The 22,554-nt window shown below is 74.5% G+C and carries 24 protein-coding genes; 4 read left to right on the top strand and 20 right to left on the bottom strand.

Translation table 11 applies throughout. The annotated features are described in order from the left end of the window. Nucleotides 1–41: 41 nt before the first annotated feature. From era to ABT160_RS00660, 7 genes are all read right to left on the bottom strand, one after another. Nucleotides 42–1,004 carry a GTPase Era gene (era, locus tag ABT160_RS00690; RefSeq protein WP_351641724.1) on the bottom strand — a complete coding sequence of 321 codons (963 nt, stop codon included), beginning with the start codon at nt 1,002–1,004 and terminating at the stop codon, nt 42–44. Nucleotides 1,005–1,015: 11 nt separating this feature from the next. Then, nucleotides 1,016–1,990, bottom strand: coding sequence for a WxL protein peptidoglycan domain-containing protein (locus ABT160_RS00685; protein ID WP_351641722.1), 975 nt, complete (start codon nt 1,988–1,990; stop codon nt 1,016–1,018). Between the two features lie 56 nt (nt 1,991–2,046). Continuing rightward, on the bottom strand, nt 2,047–3,375 hold the full coding sequence (locus ABT160_RS00680) for a beta-xylosidase (protein WP_351641719.1): 1,329 nt from the start codon (nt 3,373–3,375) through the stop codon (nt 2,047–2,049). A 170-nt stretch (nt 3,376–3,545) separates the two neighbouring features. Then, entirely contained in the window at nt 3,546–3,917 is a 372-nt protein-coding gene (locus tag ABT160_RS00675) for a hypothetical protein (RefSeq protein ID WP_351641716.1), read from the bottom strand. Continuing rightward, nucleotides 3,917–4,273, bottom strand: coding sequence for a cytidine deaminase-like protein (locus ABT160_RS00670; RefSeq protein WP_351641713.1), 357 nt, complete (start codon nt 4,271–4,273; stop codon nt 3,917–3,919). Before ABT160_RS00670 ends, ABT160_RS00675 begins: the two co-directional genes overlap by 1 nt. A gap of 27 nt (nt 4,274–4,300) precedes the next feature. Beyond that, on the bottom strand, nt 4,301–5,032 hold the full coding sequence (locus ABT160_RS00665; protein ID WP_351641711.1) for a hypothetical protein: 732 nt from the start codon (nt 5,030–5,032) through the stop codon (nt 4,301–4,303). 92 nt (nt 5,033–5,124) lie between these two features. Further along, a complete protein-coding gene (locus tag ABT160_RS00660) occupies nt 5,125–5,943 on the bottom strand; it encodes a helix-turn-helix transcriptional regulator (RefSeq protein WP_351642202.1) in 819 nt (272 codons plus the stop codon). A 177-nt stretch (nt 5,944–6,120) separates the two neighbouring features. On the opposite strand from ABT160_RS00660, the gene ABT160_RS00655 reads away from it, so the two are divergent. Then, nucleotides 6,121–7,545, top strand: a complete 1,425-nt coding sequence (locus tag ABT160_RS00655) for an MFS transporter (protein ID WP_351641708.1) — start codon at nt 6,121–6,123, stop codon at nt 7,543–7,545. A 2-nt stretch (nt 7,546–7,547) separates the two neighbouring features. Here the strand turns inward: ABT160_RS00655 and ABT160_RS00650 are convergent, their stop codons facing one another. From ABT160_RS00650 to ABT160_RS00630, 5 genes are all read right to left on the bottom strand, one after another. Beyond that, nucleotides 7,548–7,901, bottom strand: a complete 354-nt coding sequence (locus ABT160_RS00650; protein WP_351641705.1) for an MmcQ/YjbR family DNA-binding protein — start codon at nt 7,899–7,901, stop codon at nt 7,548–7,550. Continuing rightward, a complete protein-coding gene (locus ABT160_RS00645; RefSeq protein ID WP_351641702.1) occupies nt 7,898–9,199 on the bottom strand; it encodes a hemolysin family protein in 1,302 nt (433 codons plus the stop codon). The genes ABT160_RS00650 and ABT160_RS00645 overlap by 4 nt, the downstream gene beginning before the upstream one ends. Nucleotides 9,200–9,206: 7 nt before the next feature. Next, entirely contained in the window at nt 9,207–9,704 is a 498-nt protein-coding gene (gene ybeY, locus ABT160_RS00640; protein ID WP_351641699.1) for an rRNA maturation RNase YbeY, read from the bottom strand. 12 nt (nt 9,705–9,716) lie between these two features. Then, on the bottom strand, nt 9,717–10,754 hold the full coding sequence (locus ABT160_RS00635; protein WP_351641697.1) for a PhoH family protein: 1,038 nt from the start codon (nt 10,752–10,754) through the stop codon (nt 9,717–9,719). A gap of 182 nt (nt 10,755–10,936) precedes the next feature. After that, nucleotides 10,937–12,037: a PfkB family carbohydrate kinase gene (locus ABT160_RS00630; RefSeq protein WP_351642200.1), complete on the bottom strand. Its 1,101-nt coding sequence runs from the start codon at nt 12,035–12,037 to the stop codon at nt 10,937–10,939. A gap of 280 nt (nt 12,038–12,317) precedes the next feature. Between ABT160_RS00630 and ABT160_RS00625 the strand changes: the two genes are divergently transcribed. Continuing rightward, nucleotides 12,318–13,637, top strand: coding sequence for an MFS transporter (locus ABT160_RS00625; protein WP_351642197.1), 1,320 nt, complete (start codon nt 12,318–12,320; stop codon nt 13,635–13,637). Here ABT160_RS00625 and ABT160_RS00620 read toward each other — a convergent pair. From ABT160_RS00620 to hrcA, 8 genes are all read right to left on the bottom strand, one after another. Then, nucleotides 13,561–14,649: a MerR family transcriptional regulator gene (locus tag ABT160_RS00620; protein WP_351641694.1), complete on the bottom strand. Its 1,089-nt coding sequence runs from the start codon at nt 14,647–14,649 to the stop codon at nt 13,561–13,563. The two genes, ABT160_RS00625 and ABT160_RS00620, sit on opposite strands and share 77 nt — an antisense overlap. A gap of 135 nt (nt 14,650–14,784) precedes the next feature. After that, complete coding sequence (locus tag ABT160_RS00615; protein WP_351641692.1) at nt 14,785–15,687, bottom strand: ribonuclease Z; 903 nt, start codon at nt 15,685–15,687, stop codon at nt 14,785–14,787. Nucleotides 15,688–15,692: 5 nt separating this feature from the next. Continuing rightward, complete coding sequence (locus tag ABT160_RS00610; protein WP_351641689.1) at nt 15,693–16,052, bottom strand: histidine triad nucleotide-binding protein; 360 nt, start codon at nt 16,050–16,052, stop codon at nt 15,693–15,695. Between the two features lie 92 nt (nt 16,053–16,144). Beyond that, nucleotides 16,145–16,657, bottom strand: a complete 513-nt coding sequence (locus tag ABT160_RS00605; protein ID WP_351641687.1) for a hypothetical protein — start codon at nt 16,655–16,657, stop codon at nt 16,145–16,147. A 102-nt stretch (nt 16,658–16,759) separates the two neighbouring features. After that, entirely contained in the window at nt 16,760–17,506 is a 747-nt protein-coding gene (locus ABT160_RS00600; RefSeq protein ID WP_351641684.1) for a 16S rRNA (uracil(1498)-N(3))-methyltransferase, read from the bottom strand. Further along, entirely contained in the window at nt 17,503–18,558 is a 1,056-nt protein-coding gene (locus ABT160_RS00595; protein ID WP_351641682.1) for a nitronate monooxygenase, read from the bottom strand. The genes ABT160_RS00600 and ABT160_RS00595 overlap by 4 nt, the downstream gene beginning before the upstream one ends. Before the next feature lie 121 nt (nt 18,559–18,679). Then, on the bottom strand, nt 18,680–19,816 hold the full coding sequence (gene dnaJ / locus ABT160_RS00590; RefSeq protein ID WP_351641679.1) for a molecular chaperone DnaJ: 1,137 nt from the start codon (nt 19,814–19,816) through the stop codon (nt 18,680–18,682). After that, nucleotides 19,817–20,833, bottom strand: a complete 1,017-nt coding sequence (hrcA, locus tag ABT160_RS00585; RefSeq protein WP_351641677.1) for a heat-inducible transcriptional repressor HrcA — start codon at nt 20,831–20,833, stop codon at nt 19,817–19,819. It abuts the gene before it with no gap. 165 nt (nt 20,834–20,998) lie between these two features. Here hrcA and ABT160_RS00580 point away from each other — a divergent pair, with 165 nt between their 5' ends. Beyond that, nucleotides 20,999–21,727 (top strand): MBL fold metallo-hydrolase, encoded by a 729-nt coding sequence (locus ABT160_RS00580; RefSeq protein ID WP_351641675.1) that lies wholly within the window; start codon nt 20,999–21,001, stop codon nt 21,725–21,727. Nucleotides 21,728–21,737: 10 nt separating this feature from the next. Then, nucleotides 21,738–22,550 carry a DUF3097 domain-containing protein gene (locus ABT160_RS00575; RefSeq protein ID WP_351641672.1) on the top strand — a complete coding sequence of 271 codons (813 nt, stop codon included), beginning with the start codon at nt 21,738–21,740 and terminating at the stop codon, nt 22,548–22,550. Nucleotides 22,551–22,554: the final 4 nt, after the last annotated feature.

Below are 22,554 nucleotides of genomic sequence, written 5' to 3'. Positions count from 1 at the left end.
CCCCCGGGGCGCGCGGCCCCGGGAGCGGCGGGGCCGCGGGCTCAGAAGCCCAGGCGGCGCAGCTGCTTGGGGTCGCGCTGCCAGTCCTTGGCGACCTTGACGTGCAGGTCGAGGAAGACCGGGGTGCCGAGCAGGGCCTCGATCTGCTTGCGGGACTTCATGCCGACGTCCTTCAGGCGCTGGCCCTTGGGGCCGATGATGATGCCCTTCTGGCTGGGCCGCTCGATGTAGACGTTGGCGTGGATGTCGAGCAGCGGCTTGTCGGCGGGGCGGTTCTCGCGCGGCAGCATCTCCTCGACGACGACCGCGATGGAGTGCGGCAGCTCGTCGCGCACGCCTTCCAGGGCGGCCTCGCGGATCAGCTCCGCGACCATGACCTGCTCGGGCTCGTCGGTCAGGTCACCCTCGGGGTAGAGCGGCGGGCTCTCCGGGAGCATCGGCACGATGAGGTCGGCGACCAGCTGGACCTGCTTGTCGCCGACGGCGGAGACGGGCACGATCTCGGCCCATTCGAAGCCGAGCTCGCGGGCGAGCTGGTCGACGGCGATCAGCTGCTCGGCGAGGGTCTTGGAGTCGACGAGGTCCGTCTTGGTGACGATGGCGACCTTCGGGGTCTTCCTGATCCCGGCGAGCTCCTTGGCGATGAAGCGGTCGCCGGGGCCGAGCTTCTGGTCGGCGGGCAGGCAGAAGCCGATGACGTCGACCTCGGCCCAGGTGCTGCGCACCACGTCGTTGAGCCGCTCGCCGAGCAGGGTGCGCGGCTTGTGCAGGCCCGGGGTGTCGACCAGGATGAGCTGGGCGTCGGGGCGGTGCACGATGCCGCGGACCGTGTGCCGGGTGGTCTGCGGGCGGTTGGAGGTGATCGCCACCTTCTGGCCGACCAGGGCGTTCGTGAGGGTGGACTTGCCCGCGTTGGGGCGGCCGACGAAGCAGGCGAAGCCCGCCCGGTGGGCGGCGGGCCCGGAGGGTGCGGCTGACTGGGTACGAACGCTCATGGGGGCCATTCTCCCCGATCTCAGGCGGCCCGCAGCACCCGAGTCCTCCGGGCGCGCAGCAGCAGGGCGCCGAGGGCGGCCAGCAGGGCTGCCAGGAGCACTCCGGCGGCGAGCCAGGGCAGGGCCAGGAAGGACACCCGGGCGGACTCGCTGACGTCCTTGGCGGTGGCGGTGAGGCTGACGCTGACCCGGTCGAGCTGGGGTGCGCCGTCCCAGCGGGCGGTGAGCCGGATGCGCTGGCGGGGCAGCAGTTCGGCGGGCACTCCGGCGAGGTCGCGGGCGAGCAGGGTGCGCCCGAAGAGGCCCTCGGCGCGCAGGGCGACCTTGGGGTCGAGGGTGACGTTGCCCCGGTTGTACAGGGTGTACGAGAGGACGGCGGTGGAGTCGCCGGTGCCGGGCACCAGGGGGGCGCTGTGCCGCAGGGTGACGTCCTCGACGGACAGGGCGGGCACGGTGGGGCCGCTGACGCGCAGGTAGAGGCGGGCGCCGACGGCCTTCTGGACGCCGACGGCGACCTGTCCGGAGGTCCTGGCGACGCGTTCGTCGAGGGCGACGAGGGCGCCGACGTGGTCGCCGGGCTCAGCGGTGGCAGGGACGGTGAGGGTGTAGGGGACGGTGACGGAGCGGCCCGCGGGGACGGTGACGCGGGACAGTCCCGGCCGGGTCCAGGCGCCGACGTCGCGCTGGCGCTCGGTGGCGGAGCGCACGGCGAAGCCGCCGTCGCGCGCGGTGTTGTAGGCGTCGGCTCCGTACAGCCGGAAGGTGAGCGGGCCGGTGGTGCGGTTGGTGAGGACGACCTTGTCGGTGAGGGTGCCGCCGGGGTCGGCGGCGAGGTAGAAGTACGGGCGCTGGCCGAGCTGGGAGGCGGCCGGGTAGACGGCGAACTCGCCGTTGTCGGCGGCGTGGGCGGCGGGTGCGCCGAGCAGGGTGAGGAGCGGGCCGAGCAGCAGCGCGGGCAGCAGGGCGCGGAGGGCGGTGCGGAGGGTGCGCGGCATGGGGGTCCCCGGGGGTGGGGCGGGCCGACCGGGTGCGCGCCCGGCCCGCCGTGCGGTCAGGTGAGCGTGAGGGTCAGCACACCGTTGTAGGCGCCGGGCGCCGTGAACGCCGGGACGTTCAGGGACAGCTTGGCGTCGACGGTGAACTCACCGCCGGTGAGCGCCCCGTTGGGGGTGGAGGCCAGGGTCGCGCCGGCGCTGCCGACGCCGCCCGCGGAGCCGGCCGCGCAGGTGCTGGGGCTGCCCGCCTTGGTGGCGCAGGCGGGGGTCCAGGACAGTGCCCCGGCGCCGATCTTCCCGCCGGGTCCGGTGAAGTCGGTGACCTTGCCCGTCAGGGACCAGCCCGCGGGTCCGCCGCGGAAGTCCTGGACGGTGACCGTGCGCAGGTCGCCGGCGGCGGCTCCGCCCTTGCCGAAGTCGACGGCGGAGAGCTGGACGCTGTCGCCCGCCTGGGTCATCGACAGCTGTCCGGCGGTGACGCTGGTGGCGAGCTTCTGGCTGTTCGGCGGGGTCGGGGTGTCGTCGATGACGGTGTACGCGGCGGGGCCCGCGCCCTTGGCGGGGTCCCAGGCCGCGCCCTCGTAGGCGACGATCCCGGTGGTGGCCTTGTCGTTGACGGTCAGGGAGGCGCTGAAGCCGCCGGCGGCGTCGGCCTTGGCCGTCGTCCTGTCGGCGGTCTCGGCGGCCCCGGAGCGGCCGACGACGGTGATGTCGGCGTTCGGGGAGAATTTGGCCCCGGTGACGGCGACGGTGTCACCGGGCTTGCCGGTGGCGGTGGCGAGCGCGAGGGTGCGCTCGTTGGCGCCGGGCTGCTCGGTGGCGACGACGGTGACGGATCCCGGTGCGGGCGGGTTCGTCACGGTGCAGGGGGTGTCCAGCTCCATGATGTAGCTGGTGTGGATGTTGTAGTCGCCGGGCGACAGGGTGATGCTCCCGGCCTTCTCGATCTTGAGCGTGCCGCTCATGGAGAAGGCGGGGAAGGCGCCCTTGCCGGGGACCGGCGGGTTCTTCTTGGGGCCGACGACGGCCGTGTCGCCGTTCTGGGCGCCGCTGGCGACGACCTTGCCGCTGGGCGTCATGATGTCGGCGGGCAGGGCCAGGTCGACGGGGTTGCTGGCGGCGGGCTTGGTGACGGTGTACGTCACGGCGATGGTGTCGCCCACCTTGGGCGCCGCGTTGTCGACGGTGATCTCGGCGGTGGTGGTGCCGTCGATGGGCGGGATGCCCGCGATCGGCGGCGGCACGCAGTGGGTGGGGAAGTCGACCGACTGGGCGGCGGTCGCCGCGTGGCCGGGTGCGGCGAGCGCCGCGGTGGTGCCGAGGGCGAGTGCGAGCGCGGCGGTACAGCGGCGCCGCCGCTCGCGCGGTCTTCGTACCGGTGCCATGTGTGCCCCCTCCTGAGGGTTGGGAGGGCGCCATTGACGTGCCGGGCACGGAAGAAGTCAAGGGAGTCCCGTTCCCTTGACTGATGACCCATCAGATACTGTCAAGATCCGCGTCGCCGCAGGTCAGCAGGGTGATCTAGCGGCGTGATCCAGCGGATCCAGCGAGCCGATCAGGCGTGCCCGGCCCGGCGGACGCGCAGCCGGGCGAGCACCCGGGCCGCGCCGGCCGCGACGAACAGGACGGTCAGCACGCCGAGGACCAGGTTGATCCAGTCGTACGAGCCCTCCCGCACCGCCGTCGTCCAGGCCCGGTACCCGGCGGCCGACCCCGCGGCCACCAGGAGCACGCCCGCCGCGCCGTTCAGCGCCTTCGCGGCGCCCGCCCGGCGCCGCTTCAGCAGCTCCGCGCCCGCCCCCAGGGCCACGATCAGCGGGAACGCGTCGGTCGGCTCCAGGCGTCCGCGTACCACCGCGTCCACCGCGTTGATCAGCGCGCCCACGCCGCAGACGACGAGGGCGGCCCAGGTCGTACGGTCGCGCATCAGCCCGCCGCGACCGTCGCCACGAGCTCCCCGTCGGGGCCCGCGAGCAGCACCGGGGTGTCCGCGCCGCCCAGGTCGGCGACGGCCGCGCGGTCCTCGGCGCTGACCTCCTGCCCGGCGGAGACCACGGCGGCGGCCTCCAGCGAGGTGGCGCCGCTGGCGACCGCCATGGCGACGGCGGTGCGCAGCGCGCTGAGCTTCAGCGAGGCGAGGGCGACGGTCCCGGCGACGTAGGTGCGGCCGGTCTCGTCGCGCACCGCCGCGCCCTCGGGCACGCCGTTGCGGGCGCGGGCGCTGCGCGCCAGCGTGATGATCTTGCGGTCCTCGGGGTCGAGGCCGGGGGTGCTCTGCGTCATGGCCCGAGCATAGGTCGGGCCCCCCGGTCAGCTCCCGGCGCCCTGGGTGAACTTGGCCGCGGCCCGCTTCAGCAGGTCGGCGAAGGCCGGGTGGCCGGCGGCGTTCGCGGGCAGGAAGGAGACGCTGGTCACGCCGGAGCCCTGGCGCAGCACCGCGTTGTCCATCTCCATGGTGATGCCGCCCAGCTCGGGCAGCTTCATCTTCAGGCGGAACGCGTGGGTCTCCTCGGTGCCGGTCGGCGCGGCGGTGAGCTTCTCGACGGTGACCTCGGCCCGGCCGCCCTGGATCGAGGCGGTGAAACCCTTGCAGGTGTCCAGGGACGTGCCGATGGACTTGGTGAACTCCGCCGCCCCGGCGCCGGGGAAGGTGAAGACGCGCTGGTTGAGCAGTGCGTTGCCGCCCTGGCCCGCGAAGGCGGCGTCGGGGCCCATGGTGGCGCCGGTGACCTTGCGGTTGATCAGCTCGGCCAGCGGCTGGCACTCGGCCTTGTCCGCGCGGGCGCCCGCGGTGGTGGCCTCGGCCTTGTCGCCCTTCCACCCGGCCGGGAGGTCCTTGACCTCCAGCGTGGCGGCCGTGAGCTGGGCGGCGGTGAGCGCCGCGCCGCCCGCGGACGCGCCGCCGTCCTTGCCGTCGGCGGCGGACGGGGAGGCGGCGGGCTTCTTCTGGCCCTCGCCGGAGTCGCCGGTGCAGGCGGACGCGGTGAGCAGGGCGGAGACGGCGGCGGCGACGGCCGCGGCGCGGCGGGTGCGGGTGCGCATCGGGTGAACTCTCCTGAACGGGGAAGGGGGCGGGGAGAGTTCGGGTCCCCCGCCTCCCCTGCGGTCCGCAGAGGATACCCGGATTCGAACAACTATCCGGCGACGGGGTACATCGCCCCGCGCCGCCCCTCGGGCGAGCACAGCCACTCCAGCTTGGCGGCCGTGTCCGCCTCGGGCAGCGGCGTGTGCAGCACGATCACCAGGTCCGGCCTGGCCGGCACCCGCAGCTGGGTGGACTCCACCACCAGGGTGCCCACCAGCGGGTGCTCCATCTCCTTGCGGACCGGGCCGCCCAGGGTGATGTCGCGGCGCTCCCAGAGCGCGGCGAACTCCTCGCTGGCCGCCGCCGCCTGCGCCACGACCTCCCGGAAGCCGTCGTCGCCGGGCCGCTCGGAGCAGGCCGCCCGGTACTGCGCGACGACCGTCTCGGCGTTCTGCGCCCAGCTGCGGGCGCGCGAGCGGTAGAGCGGGTCGGTGAAGAAGGACACCAGGCAGTTCTGCGTGATCTCGGGGCGCATGCCCAGCACCATCGCGGCCGCGTCGTTGTAGACCACGGTGTTCCAGTACGCGTCCATGATGTGCGCCGGGAACGGCGTCCAGGCGTCGATCAGCCGCCGCAGCCCGTCGCACAGGTGGTCGGAGGCCGTCTCGGACTCCAGGGCGGGCGGGTTGAGCCCGGCCAGTACGTACAGGTGGCGCCGCTCGACCGAGGTCAGCCGCAGCACCCGGGCGACCGCGTCCAGGACCTGCGGGGAGACGGTGATGTCGCGCCCCTGCTCCAGCCACTGGTACCAGGAGGCGCCGACGCCCGCGAGGACGGCGACCTCCTCCCGGCGCAGCCCCGGGGTGCGCCGCCGCCCGCCGTCGGGCAGCCCCGCGTCGGCCGGGCTGACCCGGGCGCGCCTGCTCATCAGGAACTCGCGCAGTTCCGCGCGCCGGTGGTCGTCCGCCGTCGTGCTCCGTACCGCTGCCGCCACGCTTCTCTCCCCCGTCGGACCCGTGTCGTCCAGGCCACCCAGCCTGGTGGTGCGGCCACCAGCATAAGTACCGGCTCCCCACGGGTGTTCCCGGGCGCCCAGGGTGTGGACATGGCAATCGACACCTCCGCCCCCGCCCGCGGCACGGCCCCCGGGCCCGCCGCCCCCGCCCGGCTGACCGGCCGGGCCCGGCTGATCCTGTTCGTGCTGTGCGCCGCCCAGTTCATGGTGGCGCTGGACTTCTCCGTACTGAACGTGGCCCTGCCCGAACTCGGCCGCGACCTGGGCCTGAGCCGGTCCGGGCTGCAGTGGGCGGTGACCGCGTTCGCGCTGCCGTCCGGCGGCTTCCTGCTGCTGTTCGGCCGGATCGGCGACCTGTTCGGCCGCAAGCGGCTCTTCCTCACCGGACTCGCGGTGTTCGGCGCCGCCTCGCTGCTGGCGACGCTCGCCTGGGACCCGGCCTCGTTCCTGGCCGGCCGGGCGCTGCAGGGCCTGGGCGCGGCGATGATCGTGCCGACCGGGATGTCGCTGCTGACCACGACGTTCCCCGAGGGCCCGCAGCGCGATCGGGCGCTGGGCATCTCCGGCACGCTGCTGTCGCTGGGCTTCACCGTGGGCATGGTGCTGGGCGGCGTGATGACCGACGTGCTGGGCTGGCGCTCCACGATGGGCCTGCTGACGCTGTTCACCCTGGTGGTGCTGCCGCTGGCGCCCCGGCTGCTGCCCGAGTCGCGCACCCCGGACCGCCCGCGCCTGGACGTGCCCGGCGCGGTCACCGTCACCGGCGGCCTGCTGGCGCTGATCTACGCGCTGTCCACGGCGGCCGAGCGCGGCTTCGGCGGCGCGGACGTGTTGGTGACGCTGGTCGTGGGCCTGGCGCTGCTCGCGGTGTTCGTCCGGGTGGAGTCCCGGCACCCGGCGCCGCTGGTGTCGCTGCCGATGCTGCGGCGGCGCACGGTGGCGTTCGGCAACCTGGGCGGCCTGGTGACGTTCTCGATGATGTCGACGATCGTGTTCGTGCTGACCCTGTACCTGCAGGAGGTCCTGGGCCTCTCGGCGTTCGCCACCGGCCTGGTCTTCGGCGTCCAGGGCGTGCTCTCGGTGTTCGCCGGGACGGTCGTGCCGAAGGTCGTGGGCCGCTTCGGCGCCCGCCGCACCCTGGTGGTGTCGCTGCTCGCGCAGGGCCTGCTGACCGCGGGGCTGCTCGGCGTCGGCCGGGGCGGCGGGGCGCTGCTCGCGGCGGTCGCGGTGTCGCTGGCCAGCATGGCGCACCTGGGCGCGATCATCTCGTACGGCCTGACGGCCACCTCGGGCGTGCCCGACGGGGAGCAGGGCCTGGCGACGGGCCTGGTGACGACGACCCAGCAGGTGGGCATCACCATCGGCATCCCGCTGCTGGGGGTGCTCGCCACGACGGGCGGCGACCTGTTCGGCGGGGTGCGCACGGTGGTGGCGGTCGACGCCGCGGTGGTGCTCGCGGCGGGCGTCCTGGTGGGCCTGGGCCTGCGCTCGCGCGGCGGGGCCCGGGCCGAGTGAGGCTAGGGGCGGTCCAGGCGGAGGCGGACGGCCTTGGGCAGGCCCGCCACCACCAGGTCGTAGGAGTCCTCCACCAGCTCCCGGACCATGCGGTCCGGGAGCTCTCCCACGGTCACCGTGTTCCAGTGGCGCTTGTTCATGTGCCAGCCGGGGACGATCGCCGGGTGCTCCTCGCGCAGCCGCACCGCGATCTCCGGCTCGCACTTGAGGTTCACCCGCAGCGGCTCGGCGTCCAGCGCGGCCAGCGCGAACAGCTTGCCCGCGACCTTGAAGACGGAGGTCTCCGGGGTGAACGGGAACTCCTCGACCGCGTCGTTGAACCCCAGGCAGAACGCCCTCAGCCGCGCGCCGTTCACGCCGCGCCCTCCCCCGCGTCCACGGCCGGGCCCACCGGCTCCACCAGCACCGTGACGATCTTGTTGCGGCGGCCCGCCGGGGACTCCGCGGTCAGCCGCAGCGAACGCCCGTCGGGCAGCTCCACCACCGAGGTGGCCCCGGCGATCGGCACCCGGCCGAGCGCCTTGGCGAGCAGTCCGCCGACGGTCTCCACGTCCTCGTCGTCGTACTCGTCGAGGCCGAACAGCTCGCCCATGTCGGTGATGTCCAGCCGGGCGGTGACCCGGAAGCGGCCCCCGCCGAGCTCCTCCACCGGCGGGAGCTCCCGGTCGTACTCGTCGGTGATCTCGCCGACGATCTCCTCCAGGATGTCCTCGATGGTGACGATCCCGGCCGTGCCGCCGTACTCGTCGATGACGACCGCGACGTGGTTGCGCTCCTGCTGCATCTCGCGCAGCAGGTCGCCCGCGTTCTTGGTGTCGGGCACGAAGCTCGCCGGGCGCATCGCGGTGGAGACCAGGTCCGCCTCGGAGTCGCGGTTGATGTGCGTCTTGCGGACCAGGTCCTTGAGGTAGACGATCCCGACGATGTCGTCCTCGTTCTCCCCGGTCACCGGGATGCGCGAGAAGCCGGAGCGCAGCGCGAGGGTGAGCGCCTGGCGGATCGTCTTGTAGCGCTCGATGCAGATCAGGTCGGTGCGCGGCACCATCACCTCGCGCACCAGGGTGTCCCCGAGCTCGAAGACGGAGTGCACCATGCGGCGCTCCTCGTCCTCGATCAGCGACTCCTGCTCGGCCAGGTCGACCATGGCCCGCAGCTCGGCCTCGGAGGCGAAGGGGCCCTTGCGGAAGCCCTTGCCGGGGGTGAGCGCGTTGCCCAGGAGGATGAGCAGCTGCGGGACCGGGCCCATGATCCGGGCCAGCGGCAGCAGCACGTACGCGGCGGCGGTGGCCGTGTTCAGCGGGTGCTGGCGGCCGATGGTGCGCGGCGAGACGCCGACGGCCACGTACGACACCAGGACCATCACGGCGATCGCCACCAGCAGCGCCGCCCAGGTCCGCTCGAAGGCTTCCAGGCAGACGTACGTGACGAGGACGCCGGCGGCCATCTCGCAGGCGACGCGCACCAGCAGCGCCACGTTGAGGTAGCGGGTGGGGTCGGCGGCGACCTGCTCCAGGCGGGCCGCGCCGCGGCGCCCGGAGCGGACCGCCTCGGCGGCCCGGAAGCTGGAGACGCGGGCGATGCCGGCCTCGGCGCAGGCGGCCAGCCAGGCGACGACGACCAGGGCGACGGCGCCCAGGATGAGCTGGGTGGTCATCGCGGGGTCAGTTGACGGTGGGCGCCGGTGACGGGCCGGTCAGGCCCCGCTCCGCGCGCCAGCCGTCGACGATGGCCGCCTGCAGGCCGAACATCTCGGCCTTCTCGTCGGGCTCCTCGTGGTCGTACCCCAGCAGGTGCAGCACCCCGTGGACGGTCAGGAGCTGGAGCTCCTCGTCCATGGAGTGCTGCGTGGCCGCTTCCCGGCCCTGCTTGAGGGCGACCTCGGGGCAGAGCACGATGTCGCCGAGGAGCCCCTGCGGGGGCTCCTCGTCGTCCTTGGCCGGCGGGCGCAGCTCGTCCATCGGGAAGGACATGACGTCCGTGGGTCCGGGCAGGTCCATCCACTGGATGTGGAGCTGCTCCATCGCCTCCTCGTCCACCACGATCACCGACAGCTCGGAGAGCGGGTGGATGCGCATGCGCGTGAGCGCGTAGCGGGCGACGTCGAGGATCGCCTGCTCGTCGACCTCGGTTCCGGACTCGTTGTTGACGTCGATCGACATGTGCCCTGTCCGCTACTTCCCGTTGTTCGTGCCGTTGCGGCTGTCGTACTGCTCGTACGCGTCGACGATACGGCCCACGAGCTTGTGCCGTACGACATCGTGGGAGGTGAGGCGCGAGAAGTGCACGTCGGGCACGCCGTCCAGGATGTCCTGGACCTGGCGCAGACCGCTCTTGGTGCCGCCCGGCAGGTCGATCTGGGTCACGTCACCCGTGATGACGATCTTCGATTCGAAGCCGAGCCGCGTCAGGAACATCTTCATCTGCTCGGGGCTCGTGTTCTGCGCCTCGTCCAGGATGATGAACGCGTCGTTCAGGGTTCTGCCGCGCATGTACGCCAGGGGCGCGACCTCGATGGTGCCCGCGGCCATCAGGCGCGGGATCGAGTCGGGGTCGAGCATGTCGTGCAGCGCGTCGTACAGCGGGCGCAGGTAGGGGTCGATCTTCTCGTAGAGCGTGCCGGGCAGGAAGCCCAGGCGCTCGCCGGCCTCGACGGCGGGGCGGGTCAGGATGATCCGGCTGACCTGCTTGGACTGCAGGGCCTGGACCGCCTTGGCCATGGCGAGGTACGTCTTGCCGGTACCGGCGGGGCCGATGCCGAAGACGATCGTGTGCTTGTCGATCGCGTCGACGTACCGCTTCTGGTTGAGCGTCTTGGGCCGGATGGTGCGGCCGCGGCTGGACAGGATGTTCTGGGTGAGGACCTCGGCCGGGGTCTCCTCGCCGTCGCCCGGGTTCCCGTCCTCACTGGCCCTGAGCATGGCGATCGAGCGTTCCACGGCGTCCTCCGTCATCGGCTGTCCGGTGCGCAGCACCAGCATCATCTGGTCGAACAGGCGCTGGATCAGGGCGACTTCCGCCGCTTCGCCGTGCGCGCTGACCTCGTTGCCCCGGACGTGGATGTCGACGGCCGGGAACGCCTTCTCGATCACGCGCAGCAGGGAGTCCCCGGAGCCCAGGACGCTCACCATGGGGTGGGCGGCGGGGACCGAGAAGCGGGCGCGCGCCTGCCCCGGCGCGGGGGTGCGGTCTGTGGGTGGTGTCTGAGTCATGGGCCGGCACTGTGGCCTGCACATACCTCCCGTTGCGGGGTTCTCGCTGCTCGACAACCTCTCGGACACCAAGCGTACGGCGTGACACCGGCGGGACCGAAGTCTTTTCCGCGCCCGCCCGGGCCCGCGGGAGCGGACCCCGGGCGGCCTCGAGCGGGACCCGGGCGGGACGCGAGCGCGGCTCAGGCCGAGCGGCGGAAGCCGATGGTGGGCACCGCCCGGCGCAGCGGCCAGGGCCGGGCCTCGGTGGGCAGCAGGTCCGCGAGGAAGGCGTACCGGCGCAGTGCGGCCGGGTCCTGCCCGTCGCAGCCGCGCACGTACTGCCACCAGGCCGCCACCTCGGCCCAGCCGGGCGCCGAGAGGGAGCCGCCGAACTCCTGCACCGAGAGGGCGGCGGTCAGTCCGGCGAAGGCGAGGCGGTCGGCGAGCGGCCAGTCCGCCAGGGTGCCGGTGACGAACCCGGCCACGAACACGTCGCCCGCCCCGGTGGGGTCGAGGGCCTCCACCGCGATGGCCGGGACGTCGGCGGTCTCGCCGGTGGCGGAGTCGACGGCGTAGGCGCCCTCGGGACCGAGGGTGACCACGGCCAGGGGCACCTTCTCGGCCAGCGCGCGGGCGGCGGCGCGCGGGCAGTCGGTGCGGGTGTAGCGCATCGCCTCGGCGGCGTTGGGCAGGAACGCCTCGCAGTGCTCCAGGTCGGCCAGTCCCGCCAGGTCCCAGCGGCCGGTGTCGTCCCAGCCGACGTCGGCGAAGATGCGGGCGCCGTCGCGGGCGGCGGCGGCGACCCAGGGCTCGGCTCGGCCGGGGGCCAGCGAGGCGACGGCGGCGCGGGCGCGCGGCGGGGCGTCGGGGGCGGACAGGGCGGTGGGCGCGTCGTGGCCGTGCGAGACCATGGTGCGCTCGCCCTCGTAGGCCATGGAGACGGTGACCGGCGAGTGCCAGCCGGGCACGGTGCGCGACAGCGACAGGTCGATGCCCTCGCCCTGTGCGAGGGCGTCCCAGCAGTACTCGCCGTAGTGGTCGTCGCCGAAGGCGGCGGCCAGCGAGGTGCGCAGGCCGAGCCGGGCCAGGGCGGTGGCCATGTTGGCGACGCCGCCGGGGCTGGACCCCATGCCGCGGGCCCAGGACTCGGTGCCGCGCACGGGCGCGCTGTCCAGGCCGGTGAAGATGATGTCGAGGAAGACGGTGCCGGTCAGGAAGACGTCGCAGTCGGGGTCGGCGGGGGCGCGCAACGCCCCCAACGGGTCGACTCCGGCGTCGTGTTGCCGCTCTCCTCTGTTCATCGGCGAGGGTGTGGTCACGGTGTGCTCCCCGGTCGCGTACGGATCAGGACAGTGTGCCCGATTCGGGTCGCGCCCAACTCGGGGCGCCACCAGGGAAGTGGCTGCTTTTACCCCTTCGAACGGCACGTAAACGGAGTGTGACCCGGATCACGCCTCGCCGTCTTCTCCGGCACGTCCGGTGCTTGATACAAATTGCCCCGCGAACCCGGGCAACCCCGGGCGCTCCTCCCCTCTTTCACCCCCCTGTCGCTTGGGATCGCCCATGCCGTCACGCCCTCGCGTGCCCGCACGCCCTCGTGCCCCCTGGCCGCTCGTCGCCCTGTTCACCGCGGGCTACCTGGCCGCCTACCTGCTGCCGACCGTCGTCGGCCGCCTCTCCGCCGGACTCGGCCTCAGTCCCGCCCAGGCGGGCGCGGCCGGCTCCACGCTGCTGCTGTGCTCCGCCTCGGCCGGCTTCACCCTGGCCTCCCGGGTGGAGCGGCACGGCCCGCGCGCCCTGGCCCGGCTCGGGCTGCTCCTGGCGATCGCCGGGTACGGCTGCGCGGCGCTGGCCGCGACCGTGCCCTGGGTGGTGGCGGGCGCGGCCGTCGGCGGCTTCGGCTCGGGCACGGCGACGGCGGTGGCCGCCGCCGGGATCGCCGCCCAGCGCGATCCGCACCGGGCGTCCACGCTCGGGCTGCTCTCGGTGTCGGCGACGGCCGGCGCCCTGTACCTGACGATCCCGCGGCTGGGCGGCGGGCACTCCCTGCCGTTCGCCGCGATCGCGCTGGTGGCCGCCCTGGTGTGGCCGGTCACCGGCCGTCTGGAGGCGGCCGCCCGGCGTCCCGGGCGCGCGGTGCGCGCGGAGCTGCCGCCGCTGCCCAGGCCGCGCGCCGGGCTGGTCCTGGCGGTCGCGGTGCTGTGCTGGTCGCTGGCGCAGAACGCGCTGTGGGGCGTCAGCGGGCGGATCGGGCTGACCCAGGCGGGCCTGAGCGAGGTCACCGTCGGCGCGGTCTTCGCGGTGGCGCTGGGCGCCGGGCTGCTGGGCGTGCTCGGCGCGGGCGCGCTGGGCGCCCGGCTGGGGCGCGCGGTGCCGATCGGAGCGGGCACGGCCGTCATCGCCGCCTGCATCGCGCTCAGTTCCTCCGCCGACGGCCTGGCCTCCTTCGCCACCGGCGAGGTGCTGTGGAACACCTTCTACCCGGTCGTCCTGTCGTACGTGTACGGGCTCGCCGCCTCCCTCGACCCGCGCGGCCGCTGGGCGGTCCTGGTCGGCTCCGCCTCCTCGCTGGGGGTGGCCTGCGGGCCGCTGGCGGGCAGCGTGCTCTCCGAGCGCGCGGGCTACCCGGGCATGGGCCTGGTGCTGTGCGCCCTGCTGCTGGTGATCGCGGTCCCGATGACCGCGGTGGCCCTGCACACCTCGGGCCGCCCGCTGGTGCCCGGTGCGATCCGCCGCAGGGGCGGCGCCCCGGCGGCCGTGGTGGCGGTCACCGCGGGCGCGGCGACCGGTCTCGCGCCGCAGGTCGGCGCGCCGGAGCAGCAGGTCACCGAGGTGGCACTGCCGCAGGTGGTCCCGGCGGCCCGCCGCTTCCGGCTGGCCCGCCCGTCGTCGCGGGGCTAGGGACCCGCGGCTCGATGGCCGGAAGGGTACGGGGAGCGGTTCCGGCCCCGTACCCCACCCGCCCCGTCCGCCCCAGCAGGGCCAGGGCGTCGTCCAGGCTCATGGGCCGCAGCGTCCCGGGGTGCGGGCCCGTGCGGCTCCACCCCGGTCCGGCGAGCAGCACCGCCGGGCTCACCCGCGCCCCGGCCACGCCCCAGGTCACCGAGCGCACCAGCGACGGCAGCAGCCGGTCGGCGGTCCCCCGGGTCTGGGCCCACAGCACCACCGCGCGCGGGCCGGTCCTGCGCACCGCCTCCGTCAGCGCCCCCGGCGGCACGGCCGGGCCGAACATCCGCACCGCCGCGCCCCGTTCGCCCAGGACCGCGGCCAGCGCCTCCAGGGCCAGCGAGTGCTGCTCCCCGGGTGCCCCGGCCAGCACCACGGGCCGCTCGCCCTCCTGTGGCGCGGGCCCGGCCGGGGCGCGCCGCAGCGCCGTGGAGACGTGCCAGGACAGCAGGTGCTCGGCCTCCACGTACCGCTCCCCCGCGGCGTCCCCGGAGCCCGCCCAGCGCCGCCCGACGGCCCGCAGGGCCGGTGCCATGACCTGGTCCCAGGCGACGGCCGCGCCCCACTCGGCGACCGCCCCGGCGAGCAGCGCCTCCACCCGGGGCGCGTCCAGGCGCACCGCCGCCCGGCCCAGGCCCCGCACCATCCGCGGGACCTGTCCGCGGCCGGGCCGCACCGGACCGCCGCCGTGCTCGCCGAAGGCCGCGGCGGCGTCCCCGGCCCGGGCGGCGCGGGCCGCGTCGGCGGGGGCGACCCCGGCGGCGGTGAGCCGGCACATGTCCTCCAGGAGCGCCACGTCCCGCGGGCTCCAGCGCCGGTGCCGGCCGGGGCGACGCTCGCCCGGCCCGATCCCGTACCGCCGCTCCCAGCTGCGCAACGTGGTCGGTGCCACGCCGAGCCGCAGGGCCACGGCCCCCGTGGTCAGCCAGGGTCCGGACGCGTCCGGGCCGCCGCCGTCGCTCAGCATCCCCCGACGATACGACGCACGATCGACGCGGGTTGTCGAACGGCCGGGTCCGTACCGAGAGTTGGCGCGGGAGCGCTCGGCACGCGCCCCCGTTGTCGCTCCTGGCTAGTCGGTGGCCAGGAGCGGCGGAGCCCCTCAGCGCCGGGGCAGCGCGATCCTCGTCAGGTCGGCGGCCACGGTCAGTTCGCCCTCGAACCCGGCGGCGCGCGCCTCGCGGCCGAACTCCTCCGGGTCGTCGTAGCGCTGCGAGAAGTGCGCGAGCACCAGGTGGCGCACCCCCGCCCGGCGGGCCGCGTCCCCGGCCTGCCCGGCCGTCAGGTGGCCGTGCTCGGTGGCCAGGCGCTCGTCCCGGTCGAGGAAGGTCGACTCGATGACGAGCAGGTCGCAGCCCTCGGCGAGTGCGTCCACGCCCTCGCACATCCGGGTGTCCATGACGAACGCGAAGCGCTGGCCGCGCCGCACCTCGCTGACGTCCTCCAGGCGCACCCCGCGCACCGTGCCCTCGCGCGCCAGGCGCCCCACGTCGGGGCCCGCGATGCCGTGCTCGGCGAGCCGCGCGGGCAGCATCCGCCGCCCGTCGGGCTCGGTCAGCCGGTAGCCGAAGGACTCCACCGGGTGCGAGAGCCCGCGCGCCTCCAGCACGTACGCGCCGGTGGTGGCGAGCACCCCGTCCCCGGCCACCGGGTGCTCGGTGATCCCCACGGTCTCGCGGTACGCCGTGGCGTACCGCAGCCGGTCGAAGAAGTGCTGCCCGCCGGCCGGGTAGTGCGCGGTGACCGGGTGCGGGACCCGGTCGAGGTTGATCCGCTGGATCACCCCGGCCAGACCCAGCGAGTGGTCGCCGTGGAAGTGCGTGACGCAGATCCGGTCGATGTCGTGCGCGGCGACCCCGGCCCGCAGCATCTGGCGCTGGGTGCCCTCGCCCGGGTCGAAGAGGATGCCCTGGCCGTCCCAGCGCAGCAGGTAGCCGTTGTGGTTGCGGTGGCGGGTCGGGACCTGGCTGGCGGTGCCGAGCACCACCAGCTCGCGTACGGACAACGCGGCTATCCGGGCGGCCAGGTCAGGCCGCGGCCCGCCAGCACGTGCGCGTGCGCGTGGAACACGGTCTGGCCCGCGCCCTCGCCGGTGTTGAACACGATCCGGTAGCCCGACTCCACGGCGCCCTCCTGCGCGGCCACCTCGCCCGCCTCGCGCAGCACGTCGGCCGCGGCGGCCGGGTCGCCGGCGGCCAGCGAGGCCGCGTCGGGGAAGTGCGACTTGGGGATGACCAGGACGTGCGTGGGCGCCTGGGGGTTGATGTCCCGGAACGCGAGCGTCGTCTCGGTCTCCCGCACGATGGCGGCCGGGATCTCCTTGGCCACGATCTTGCAGAACAGGCAGTCCGCCTGCGGCTCTCCCGCCATGGCGCGGGCCTCCTCGCCCTCGGTGATCAGTACGCAGGCATGCTAGCCGTACGCACCGACACCGGTCGGCCCGTGTTCGAGTGCGGGCGCCGCTACTTGCCCGCGGGGGCGGTCTCGGTGACCGTGACCGTCACGGTGACCGTCGGGCCCGGACGGCCGCCGCCGCCCGGCGGGGGCGTGGTGTCGGGGGCGTTGCAGTCGCCGAGCACCTTGGCGCGGAACACCTCGCGCCCGCCCGCCTTCGCGGTGAGGTCGCCGCGCACGCACTTGCCGTCGCGCTCCTCGGTGACCCTGCCGTCGATCCGTACCGGCTTGCCGTCCTCGGTCTCGCCCTCGCAGGTCACCTGGGCGACCTGTCGCGCCCCGGTCGCCCGGGGGCCGGCCGTGGGGCGCGGCGAACCGGTCAGCGAGGCGCGGCAGTTGAGCCAGCTCACCTGCACGCCCGCCCGCTGGAGCTCCCTGGTCCCGGTCTGGTCGGTGGTGAAGGCGACCCCGGCCGTGTCGAGCCCGTCGCCGATCGGCTGGCAGGCCGCCGTGGCGGCGCCCAGCACCCCGGCGAGCCCGAGGGCGGCAGCCGCCGCGCGCACGCGCATCGATCCCCGCATGGGGTGCAGCGTCCCACCGCCGGGCCGTACGGACCAGAGCGCGGACGGCCACATCCGCCCCGCGCGACCCGGACGCGAGCCCGGGCCGAGTGCGCGAAGGGCTCAGGACCAGCGGCCGGTGCGGCCCAGCAGCAGCGCCACGGCGGCCGTACCGGCCGTGGAGGTGCGCAGGACGCTGCGGCCGAGGCGGTACGCACGCGCGCCCGCACGCGTGAACGCCTCCAGCTCCTCCGGGGAGACCCCGCCCTCCGGGCCGACGACGAGCACGATCTCGCCGGACGCGGGCAGTTCGGCGGTGGCCAGGGCCTCGCTGCCGTACTCCCGGTCCTCGTGCAGCACGGCCGCCAGGTCGGCGCCCGCGAGCAGTTCGGCGACCTGCTTCGTGGTCATCGCCTCGGAGACCTCGGGGAAGCGCACCCGGCGCGACTGCTTGCCCGCCTCGCGCGCGGTGGCCCGCCACTTGGCCAGCGCCTTGGCCGCCCGCTCGCCGCGCCACTGGGTGATGCAGCGCGAGGCCGCCCACGGCACGATCGCGTCGACGCCCGTCTCGGTCATCGTCTCCACCGCGAGCTCGCCCCGGTCGCCCTTGGGCAGTGCCTGCACCACGGTGATCCGGGGCGCTGGCGGCGGCTCCTCCTCGACGGTGTGCAGGTCCATGACGACCAGCCGGTCCTTGCCCTCGGCGGCCTTCACCACGCCCTCGGCGAACCGTCCGAGCCCGTCGGTGAGGACCACGTCCTCGCCCGCGCGCAGCCGCTTCACCGACACCGCGTGGCGCCCCTCGGGCCCGTCGAGCACGAACTCGGGGCCGGCGGGCACCCGGTCGACCACGAACACCGGGGCGGTCATCGCGCACCCCGCACGGCCGCCAGCTCGTTGGCCAGGACCTGCACCAGGCGGCCCGCGGGCACGTCGCGGCAGAGCCGGTGGCCCTGTCCGGCCCACAGGCTCATCCCCTGCGCGTCCCCGGCCGCCGCGGCGGCCTTGCGCAGCGGGCTGGTCAGGTGGTGCACCTCGGGGTACGCGGCCGGGGCGTAGGGCCCGTGCTCGCGCAGGAAGCGGTTGACCAGGCCGCGCGCGGGCCGCCCGGAGAACGCCCGGGTCAGCTCGGTGCGGCCGAACAGCGGGTTGGTCATGGCCTGTTTGTGCAGCACGTTGGCGCCCGACTCCGGGCACACCAGGAACGCCGTGCCCAGCTGCGCCGCCTCGGCGCCCGCCGTCAGGGCCGCGGCGATCTGCCCGCCGCGCATCAGCCCGCCGGTCGCGATGATCGGCAGCTGCACCGTCTCGCGCACCAGGGTGAGCAGCGTGAGCAGGCCGAGGCCCGCGTTCCCGGCGGCCGGGTCGTCCTTGTGGGTGCCCTGGTGGCCGCCCGCCTCCACGCCCTGCACGCACACCGCGTCGGCGCCCGCCCACTGCGCGGCCTGCGCCTCCTCGGGCGAGGTGACGGTCACGATCGTGTACGTACCGGCCTTGGCGAACGCGTCGAGGACGTCGCGGGTGGGGCAGCCGAAGGTGAACGAGACCACCGGGACCGGGTCGTCGAGCAGGATCGCCAGCTTGGCCTCGTACCCGTCGTCGCGCCCCGCGTCCGGGTCGCCCAGCGGCGTCTCGTACCAGGCGGCCTCGCCGGACAGCTGGTGGCGGTAGACCTCGACGGCCGCGGCGTCGGCGTGGCCGGGCTGCGGCATGAACAGGTTGACGCCGAAGGGCTGCGAGGTCAGTCCCCTGACCTGCTTGACCTCCTGGTACATGCCGTCCGCGGTCTTGTACCCGGCGGCCAGGAAGCCGAGGCCGCCGGCCTCGCTCACGGCACCGGCGAGCGCCGGGCACGAGGCGCCGCCCGCCATGGGGGCCTGCACGATCGGGTAGCGGCAGAGATCGGTGAGCGCGGTGGACATGCACGCATCGTGCCACGCCCGATCTCCGTGACCGAATCGACCCGGGTACGCGGAAGGGCCCGGGTACGCGGAAGGGCCCCGCGGCGGCTGCCGCGGGGCCCTCCGGGAGACGAGCGGTGGGTCAGCGCCCGTTGAAGGCGTCCTTCAGGCGCGAGAACAGCCCCTGCTGCCCCGGCTGGAACTGGCCGGTGGGCCGCTCCTCGCCGCGCAGCTTCGCCAGCTCGCGCAGCAGCCGCTCCTGCTCCGGGTCCAGCTTGGCCGGCGTGGTCACCTCGACGTGCACGATCAGGTCGCCCCGGCCGCCGCCGCGCAGGTGCGTGACGCCGCGCTCGTGCAGCGGGATCGACTGCCCGGACTGGGTGCCCGGACGGATGTCGACCTCCTCGACGCCGTCGAGCGTCTCCAGCGGCACCTTGGTGCCGAGCGCGCCCGCGGTCATCGGGATGGTGACGGTGCAGTGCAGGTCGTCCCCGCGCCGCTGGAAGACCGCGTGCGGCAGCTCGTGGATCTCCACGTACAGGTCGCCGGCGGGGCCGCCGCCGGGGCCGACCTCGCCCTCGCCCGCGAGCTGGATGCGGGTGCCGTTGTCGACGCCGGCCGGGATCTTCACGGTGAGCGTGCGGCGCGAGCGGACCCGGCCGTCACCGGCGCACTCCGGGCAGGGGGTCGGCACGACCGTGCCGAAGCCCTGGCACTGCGGGCACGGCCGCGAGGTCATGACCTGGCCCAGGAAGGACCGGGTGACCTGCGAGACCTCGCCCCGGCCGCGGCACATGTCGCACGTCTGCGCCTGGGTGCCGGGCGCGGCGCCCTCACCGGAGCAGGTGGTGCAGACGACGGCCGTGTCGACCTGGATGTCCTTGGTGGTGCCGAAGGCCGCCTCGCCGAGCTCGACCTCCAGGCGGATCATGGCGTCCTGGCCGCGGCGGGTGCGCGAGCGCGGGCCGCGCTGCGAGGCCGTGCCGAAGAAGGCGTCCATGATGTCGGAGAAGTTGCCGAAGCCACCGGCGCCGAAGCCGCCCGCGCCCCCGCCGCCGTTCGCCGACAGCGGGTCGCCGCCGAGGTCGTAGACCTGCTTCTTCTGGGGATCGGAGAGGACCTCGTAGGCCGCGTTGATCTCCTTGAAGCGCTCCTGCGTCTTCGGGTCCGGATTGACGTCCGGGTGGAGTTCGCGGGCGAGCCTGCGGAAGGCCTTCTTGATCTCGTCCTGGGACGCGTCGCGGCGCACGCCGAGTACGGCGTAGTAGTCCGTGGCCACTTACGACTCCGCCAGGATCTGTCCGACGTAACGTGCCACTGCGCGTACCGCTCCCATCGTTCCGGGGTAGTCCATGCGGGTCGGTCCGACCACGCCTAGTTTGGCGACGGCCTCGTCGCCCGAACCGTAGCCCACCGCGACGACCGACGTGGAAGTCAGTCCCTCGTGGGCGTTCTCGTGCCCGATGCGCACGGTCATGCCCGAGTCCTTGGCCTCGCCCAGCAGCTTGAGGAGCACGACCTGCTCCTCGAGCGCTTCGAGCACCGGCCGGATCGTCAGTGGGAAGTCGTGTCCGAAGCGGGTGAGATTGGCGGTGCCGCCGATCATCAGCCGCTCCTCGTGCTCCTCGACCAGGGTCTCGAGGAGCGTGGCGAGCACCGCCGAGACGGTGCCCCTGTCCTCCTGCTCGAAGGACTCGGGCAGGTCCTGGACCAGCTGCGGGACGTCCGCGAAGCGGCGCCCGACGACCCGGCTGTTGAGCCGGGCCCGCAGGTCCGCCAGGGACGTCTCGCCGAACGGCGCCGGGCAGTCGACCAGGCGCTGCTCGACCCGTCCGGTGTCGGTGATCAGGACCAGCATCAGGCGCGCGGGGGCCAGCGAGAGCAGCTCCACGTGCCGCACCGTCGAACGGGTCAGCGACGGGTACTGCACGACGGCGACCTGCCGGGTCAGCTGCGCCAGCAGCCGGACCGTGCGGCCCACCACGTCGTCCAGGTCCACGGCGCCGTCCAGGAAGTTCTGGATCGCCCGTCGTTCCGGTGTGGACAGGGGCTTGACCCCCGCCAGCTTGTCCACGAACAGGCGGTAGCCCTTGTCCGTGGGGATCCGGCCCGCGCTGGTGTGGGGCTGGGCGATGTACCCCTCCTCCTCCAGCGCGGCCATGTCGTTGCGCACGGTCGCGGGCGAGACACCGAGCTTGTGGCGCTCGGTCAGCGCCTTGGAGCCGACCGGCTCCTCGGTGCCCACGTAGTCCTGGACGATGGCGCGCAGGACTTCCAGTCTGCGTTCACTGAGCATCGCGCACACCTCCAGTGGTCGTTCGCCTTCGCCGCTTTCCTTGGCACTCGCCCTGTTCGAGTGCCAGCGGGCCCCGGCCAGTGTACGGCGGCCGGGATCGCTCGTGGCAAGGCGGCCGGCCACGCTACCGCGCGCGGCCCCGGTCGTTGCCGCTAGCGTCGTCGCATGGACGTGCGATGGGAAGGGGCGGGCTGGGAACGGCTCGCGGCGGGGGTCGGCAGGCGCAGGCTCCCTGGCTGGGACGCCACCGCCGGCCTGGTGGCGGGGGGCACGGGGGTGCTGCTGTACGACACGGGGTCCTCGCTGCGCGAGGGTTCGGAGCTGCGGGCGCAGGCACAGCGGCTGACCGGCCGCAAGGTGACCCATGTCGCACTCAGCCACCCCCATTTCGACCACGTGCTCGGCACCGCGGCCTTCTCGGGGGCGCAGGTGTACGGCGCTGTGGGCGTCGACGAGCTGATGCTGCGGGAGCGCGAGGTGCTGCGCGAGGACGCGGTGCGCCAGGGCCTGGCGCGGGACGCGGCGGAGGAGGCGGCGGACGTGCTGGTGGTGCCGCGCCACCTGGTCAGCGGGGAGACGACGGTGGACCTGGGCGACCGCAGGGTGCTGCTGGCGAACGTCGGCCCCGGCCACTCGGGGCACGACCTGGCGCTGTTCGTGCCGGGCGGGCCGGGGGAGCCGGAGGTGGTGTTCTGCGGGGACCTGGTGGAGGAGTCGGGCGAGCCGCAGGCGGGCCCGGACGCGCTGCCCGCGCGCTGGCCCGACGCGCTGGACCGGCTGCTCGCGCTGGGCGGGGAGGACGCGGTGTACGTGCCCGGGCACGGGGCGGCCGTGGACGCCGCCTTCGTCCGCCGTCAACGCGATGAGCTGGCACGGCGCTTCGCGGTGTCATAACGTCACGCGAATGCGCAGCTACGACCCCGACCTGACCCCGCCCTGGAAGAAGACGGCCCCCGCGCCGGAGGTCCCCGCGGACCGCGACCTCGTCGTCGAGGAGGTCACGACGGGCTTCTGCGGTGCGGTGGTCCGCTGCGAGGCGGGCACGGTGACGCTGGAGGACCGCTTCGGCAAGCACCGGGTGTTCCCGCTGGAGCCGCGCGGCTTCCTCCTGGAGGGCCGGGTCGTCACCCTGGTCCGCCCCGCCGCCCCGGCCCCGGTCCGCCCCACCCGTACGGCCTCCGGCTCGGTCGCCGTCCCCCAGGCCCGCGCCCGGGTCGCCCGCGCGGGCCGCATCTACGTGGAGGGCCGCCACGACGCGGAGCTGGTGGAGAAGGTGTGGGGCGACGACCTGCGCGTGGAGGGCGTGGTCGTGGAGTATCTGGAGGGGGTCGACGACCTGCCCGCGATCGTCGCGGAGTTCGCCCCGGGCCCGGACGCCCGGCTCGGCGTACTGGTGGACCACCTGGTCCCCGGCTCGAAGGAGTCCCGGATCGCGGCCCGGGTGACGGGCGCGGACGTGCTGGTGGTGGGCCACCCGTACATCGACGTGTGGGAAGCGGTGAAGCCGTCGTCCCTGGGCATCCCGGGCTGGCCGCGGGTGCCGCGCGGGGAGGACTGGAAGTCGGGCGTGTGCCGCGCCCTGGGCTGGCCCCCGAACACGGGCGCGGCCTGGCAGCACGTGCTGTCCCGGGTGACGTCCTACAAGGACCTGGAACCGGAGCTGCTGGGCCGGGTGGAAGAGCTGATCGACTTCGTCACGGGCACCGGCGAGGAGTGAGCAT

It is taken from the genome of Streptomyces sp. NPDC001941 (genome assembly GCF_040296945.1).
Classification (GTDB): domain Bacteria; phylum Actinomycetota; class Actinomycetes; order Streptomycetales; family Streptomycetaceae; genus Streptomyces.
The sequence above is the reverse complement of the archived record's forward strand: the minus strand, read 5'-3'. Positions and strand labels throughout refer to the sequence as shown.

What these genes read in the sequence shown, in the direction of transcription:
- era (WP_351641724.1), bottom strand. Translation starts at nt 1,004, where the DNA reads ATGGCCCCCATGAGCGTTCGTACCCAGTCAGCCGCACCCTCCGGGCCC.
- ABT160_RS00685 (WP_351641722.1), bottom strand. Translation starts at nt 1,990, where the DNA reads ATGCCGCGCACCCTCCGCACCGCCCTCCGCGCCCTGCTGCCCGCGCTG.
- ABT160_RS00680 (WP_351641719.1), bottom strand. Translation starts at nt 3,375, where the DNA reads ATGGCACCGGTACGAAGACCGCGCGAGCGGCGGCGCCGCTGTACCGCC.
- ABT160_RS00675 (WP_351641716.1), bottom strand. Translation starts at nt 3,917, where the DNA reads ATGCGCGACCGTACGACCTGGGCCGCCCTCGTCGTCTGCGGCGTGGGC.
- ABT160_RS00670 (WP_351641713.1), bottom strand. Translation starts at nt 4,273, where the DNA reads ATGACGCAGAGCACCCCCGGCCTCGACCCCGAGGACCGCAAGATCATC.
- ABT160_RS00665 (WP_351641711.1), bottom strand. Translation starts at nt 5,032, where the DNA reads ATGCGCACCCGCACCCGCCGCGCCGCGGCCGTCGCCGCCGCCGTCTCC.
- ABT160_RS00660 (WP_351642202.1), bottom strand. Translation starts at nt 5,943, where the DNA reads ATGAGCAGGCGCGCCCGGGTCAGCCCGGCCGACGCGGGGCTGCCCGAC.
- ABT160_RS00655 (WP_351641708.1), top strand. Translation starts at nt 6,121, where the DNA reads ATGGCAATCGACACCTCCGCCCCCGCCCGCGGCACGGCCCCCGGGCCC.
- ABT160_RS00645 (WP_351641702.1), bottom strand. Translation starts at nt 9,199, where the DNA reads ATGACCACCCAGCTCATCCTGGGCGCCGTCGCCCTGGTCGTCGTCGCC.
- ybeY (WP_351641699.1), bottom strand. Translation starts at nt 9,704, where the DNA reads ATGTCGATCGACGTCAACAACGAGTCCGGAACCGAGGTCGACGAGCAG.
- ABT160_RS00635 (WP_351641697.1), bottom strand. Translation starts at nt 10,754, where the DNA reads ATGACTCAGACACCACCCACAGACCGCACCCCCGCGCCGGGGCAGGCG.
- ABT160_RS00630 (WP_351642200.1), bottom strand. Translation starts at nt 12,037, where the DNA reads ATGAACAGAGGAGAGCGGCAACACGACGCCGGAGTCGACCCGTTGGGG.
- ABT160_RS00620 (WP_351641694.1), bottom strand. Translation starts at nt 14,649, where the DNA reads ATGCTGAGCGACGGCGGCGGCCCGGACGCGTCCGGACCCTGGCTGACC.
- ABT160_RS00610 (WP_351641689.1), bottom strand. Translation starts at nt 16,052, where the DNA reads ATGGCGGGAGAGCCGCAGGCGGACTGCCTGTTCTGCAAGATCGTGGCC.
- ABT160_RS00605 (WP_351641687.1), bottom strand. Translation starts at nt 16,657, where the DNA reads ATGCGGGGATCGATGCGCGTGCGCGCGGCGGCTGCCGCCCTCGGGCTC.
- ABT160_RS00600 (WP_351641684.1), bottom strand. Translation starts at nt 17,506, where the DNA reads ATGACCGCCCCGGTGTTCGTGGTCGACCGGGTGCCCGCCGGCCCCGAG.
- ABT160_RS00595 (WP_351641682.1), bottom strand. Translation starts at nt 18,558, where the DNA reads ATGTCCACCGCGCTCACCGATCTCTGCCGCTACCCGATCGTGCAGGCC.
- hrcA (WP_351641677.1), bottom strand. Translation starts at nt 20,833, where the DNA reads ATGCTCAGTGAACGCAGACTGGAAGTCCTGCGCGCCATCGTCCAGGAC.
- ABT160_RS00580 (WP_351641675.1), top strand. Translation starts at nt 20,999, where the DNA reads ATGGACGTGCGATGGGAAGGGGCGGGCTGGGAACGGCTCGCGGCGGGG.
- ABT160_RS00575 (WP_351641672.1), top strand. Translation starts at nt 21,738, where the DNA reads ATGCGCAGCTACGACCCCGACCTGACCCCGCCCTGGAAGAAGACGGCC.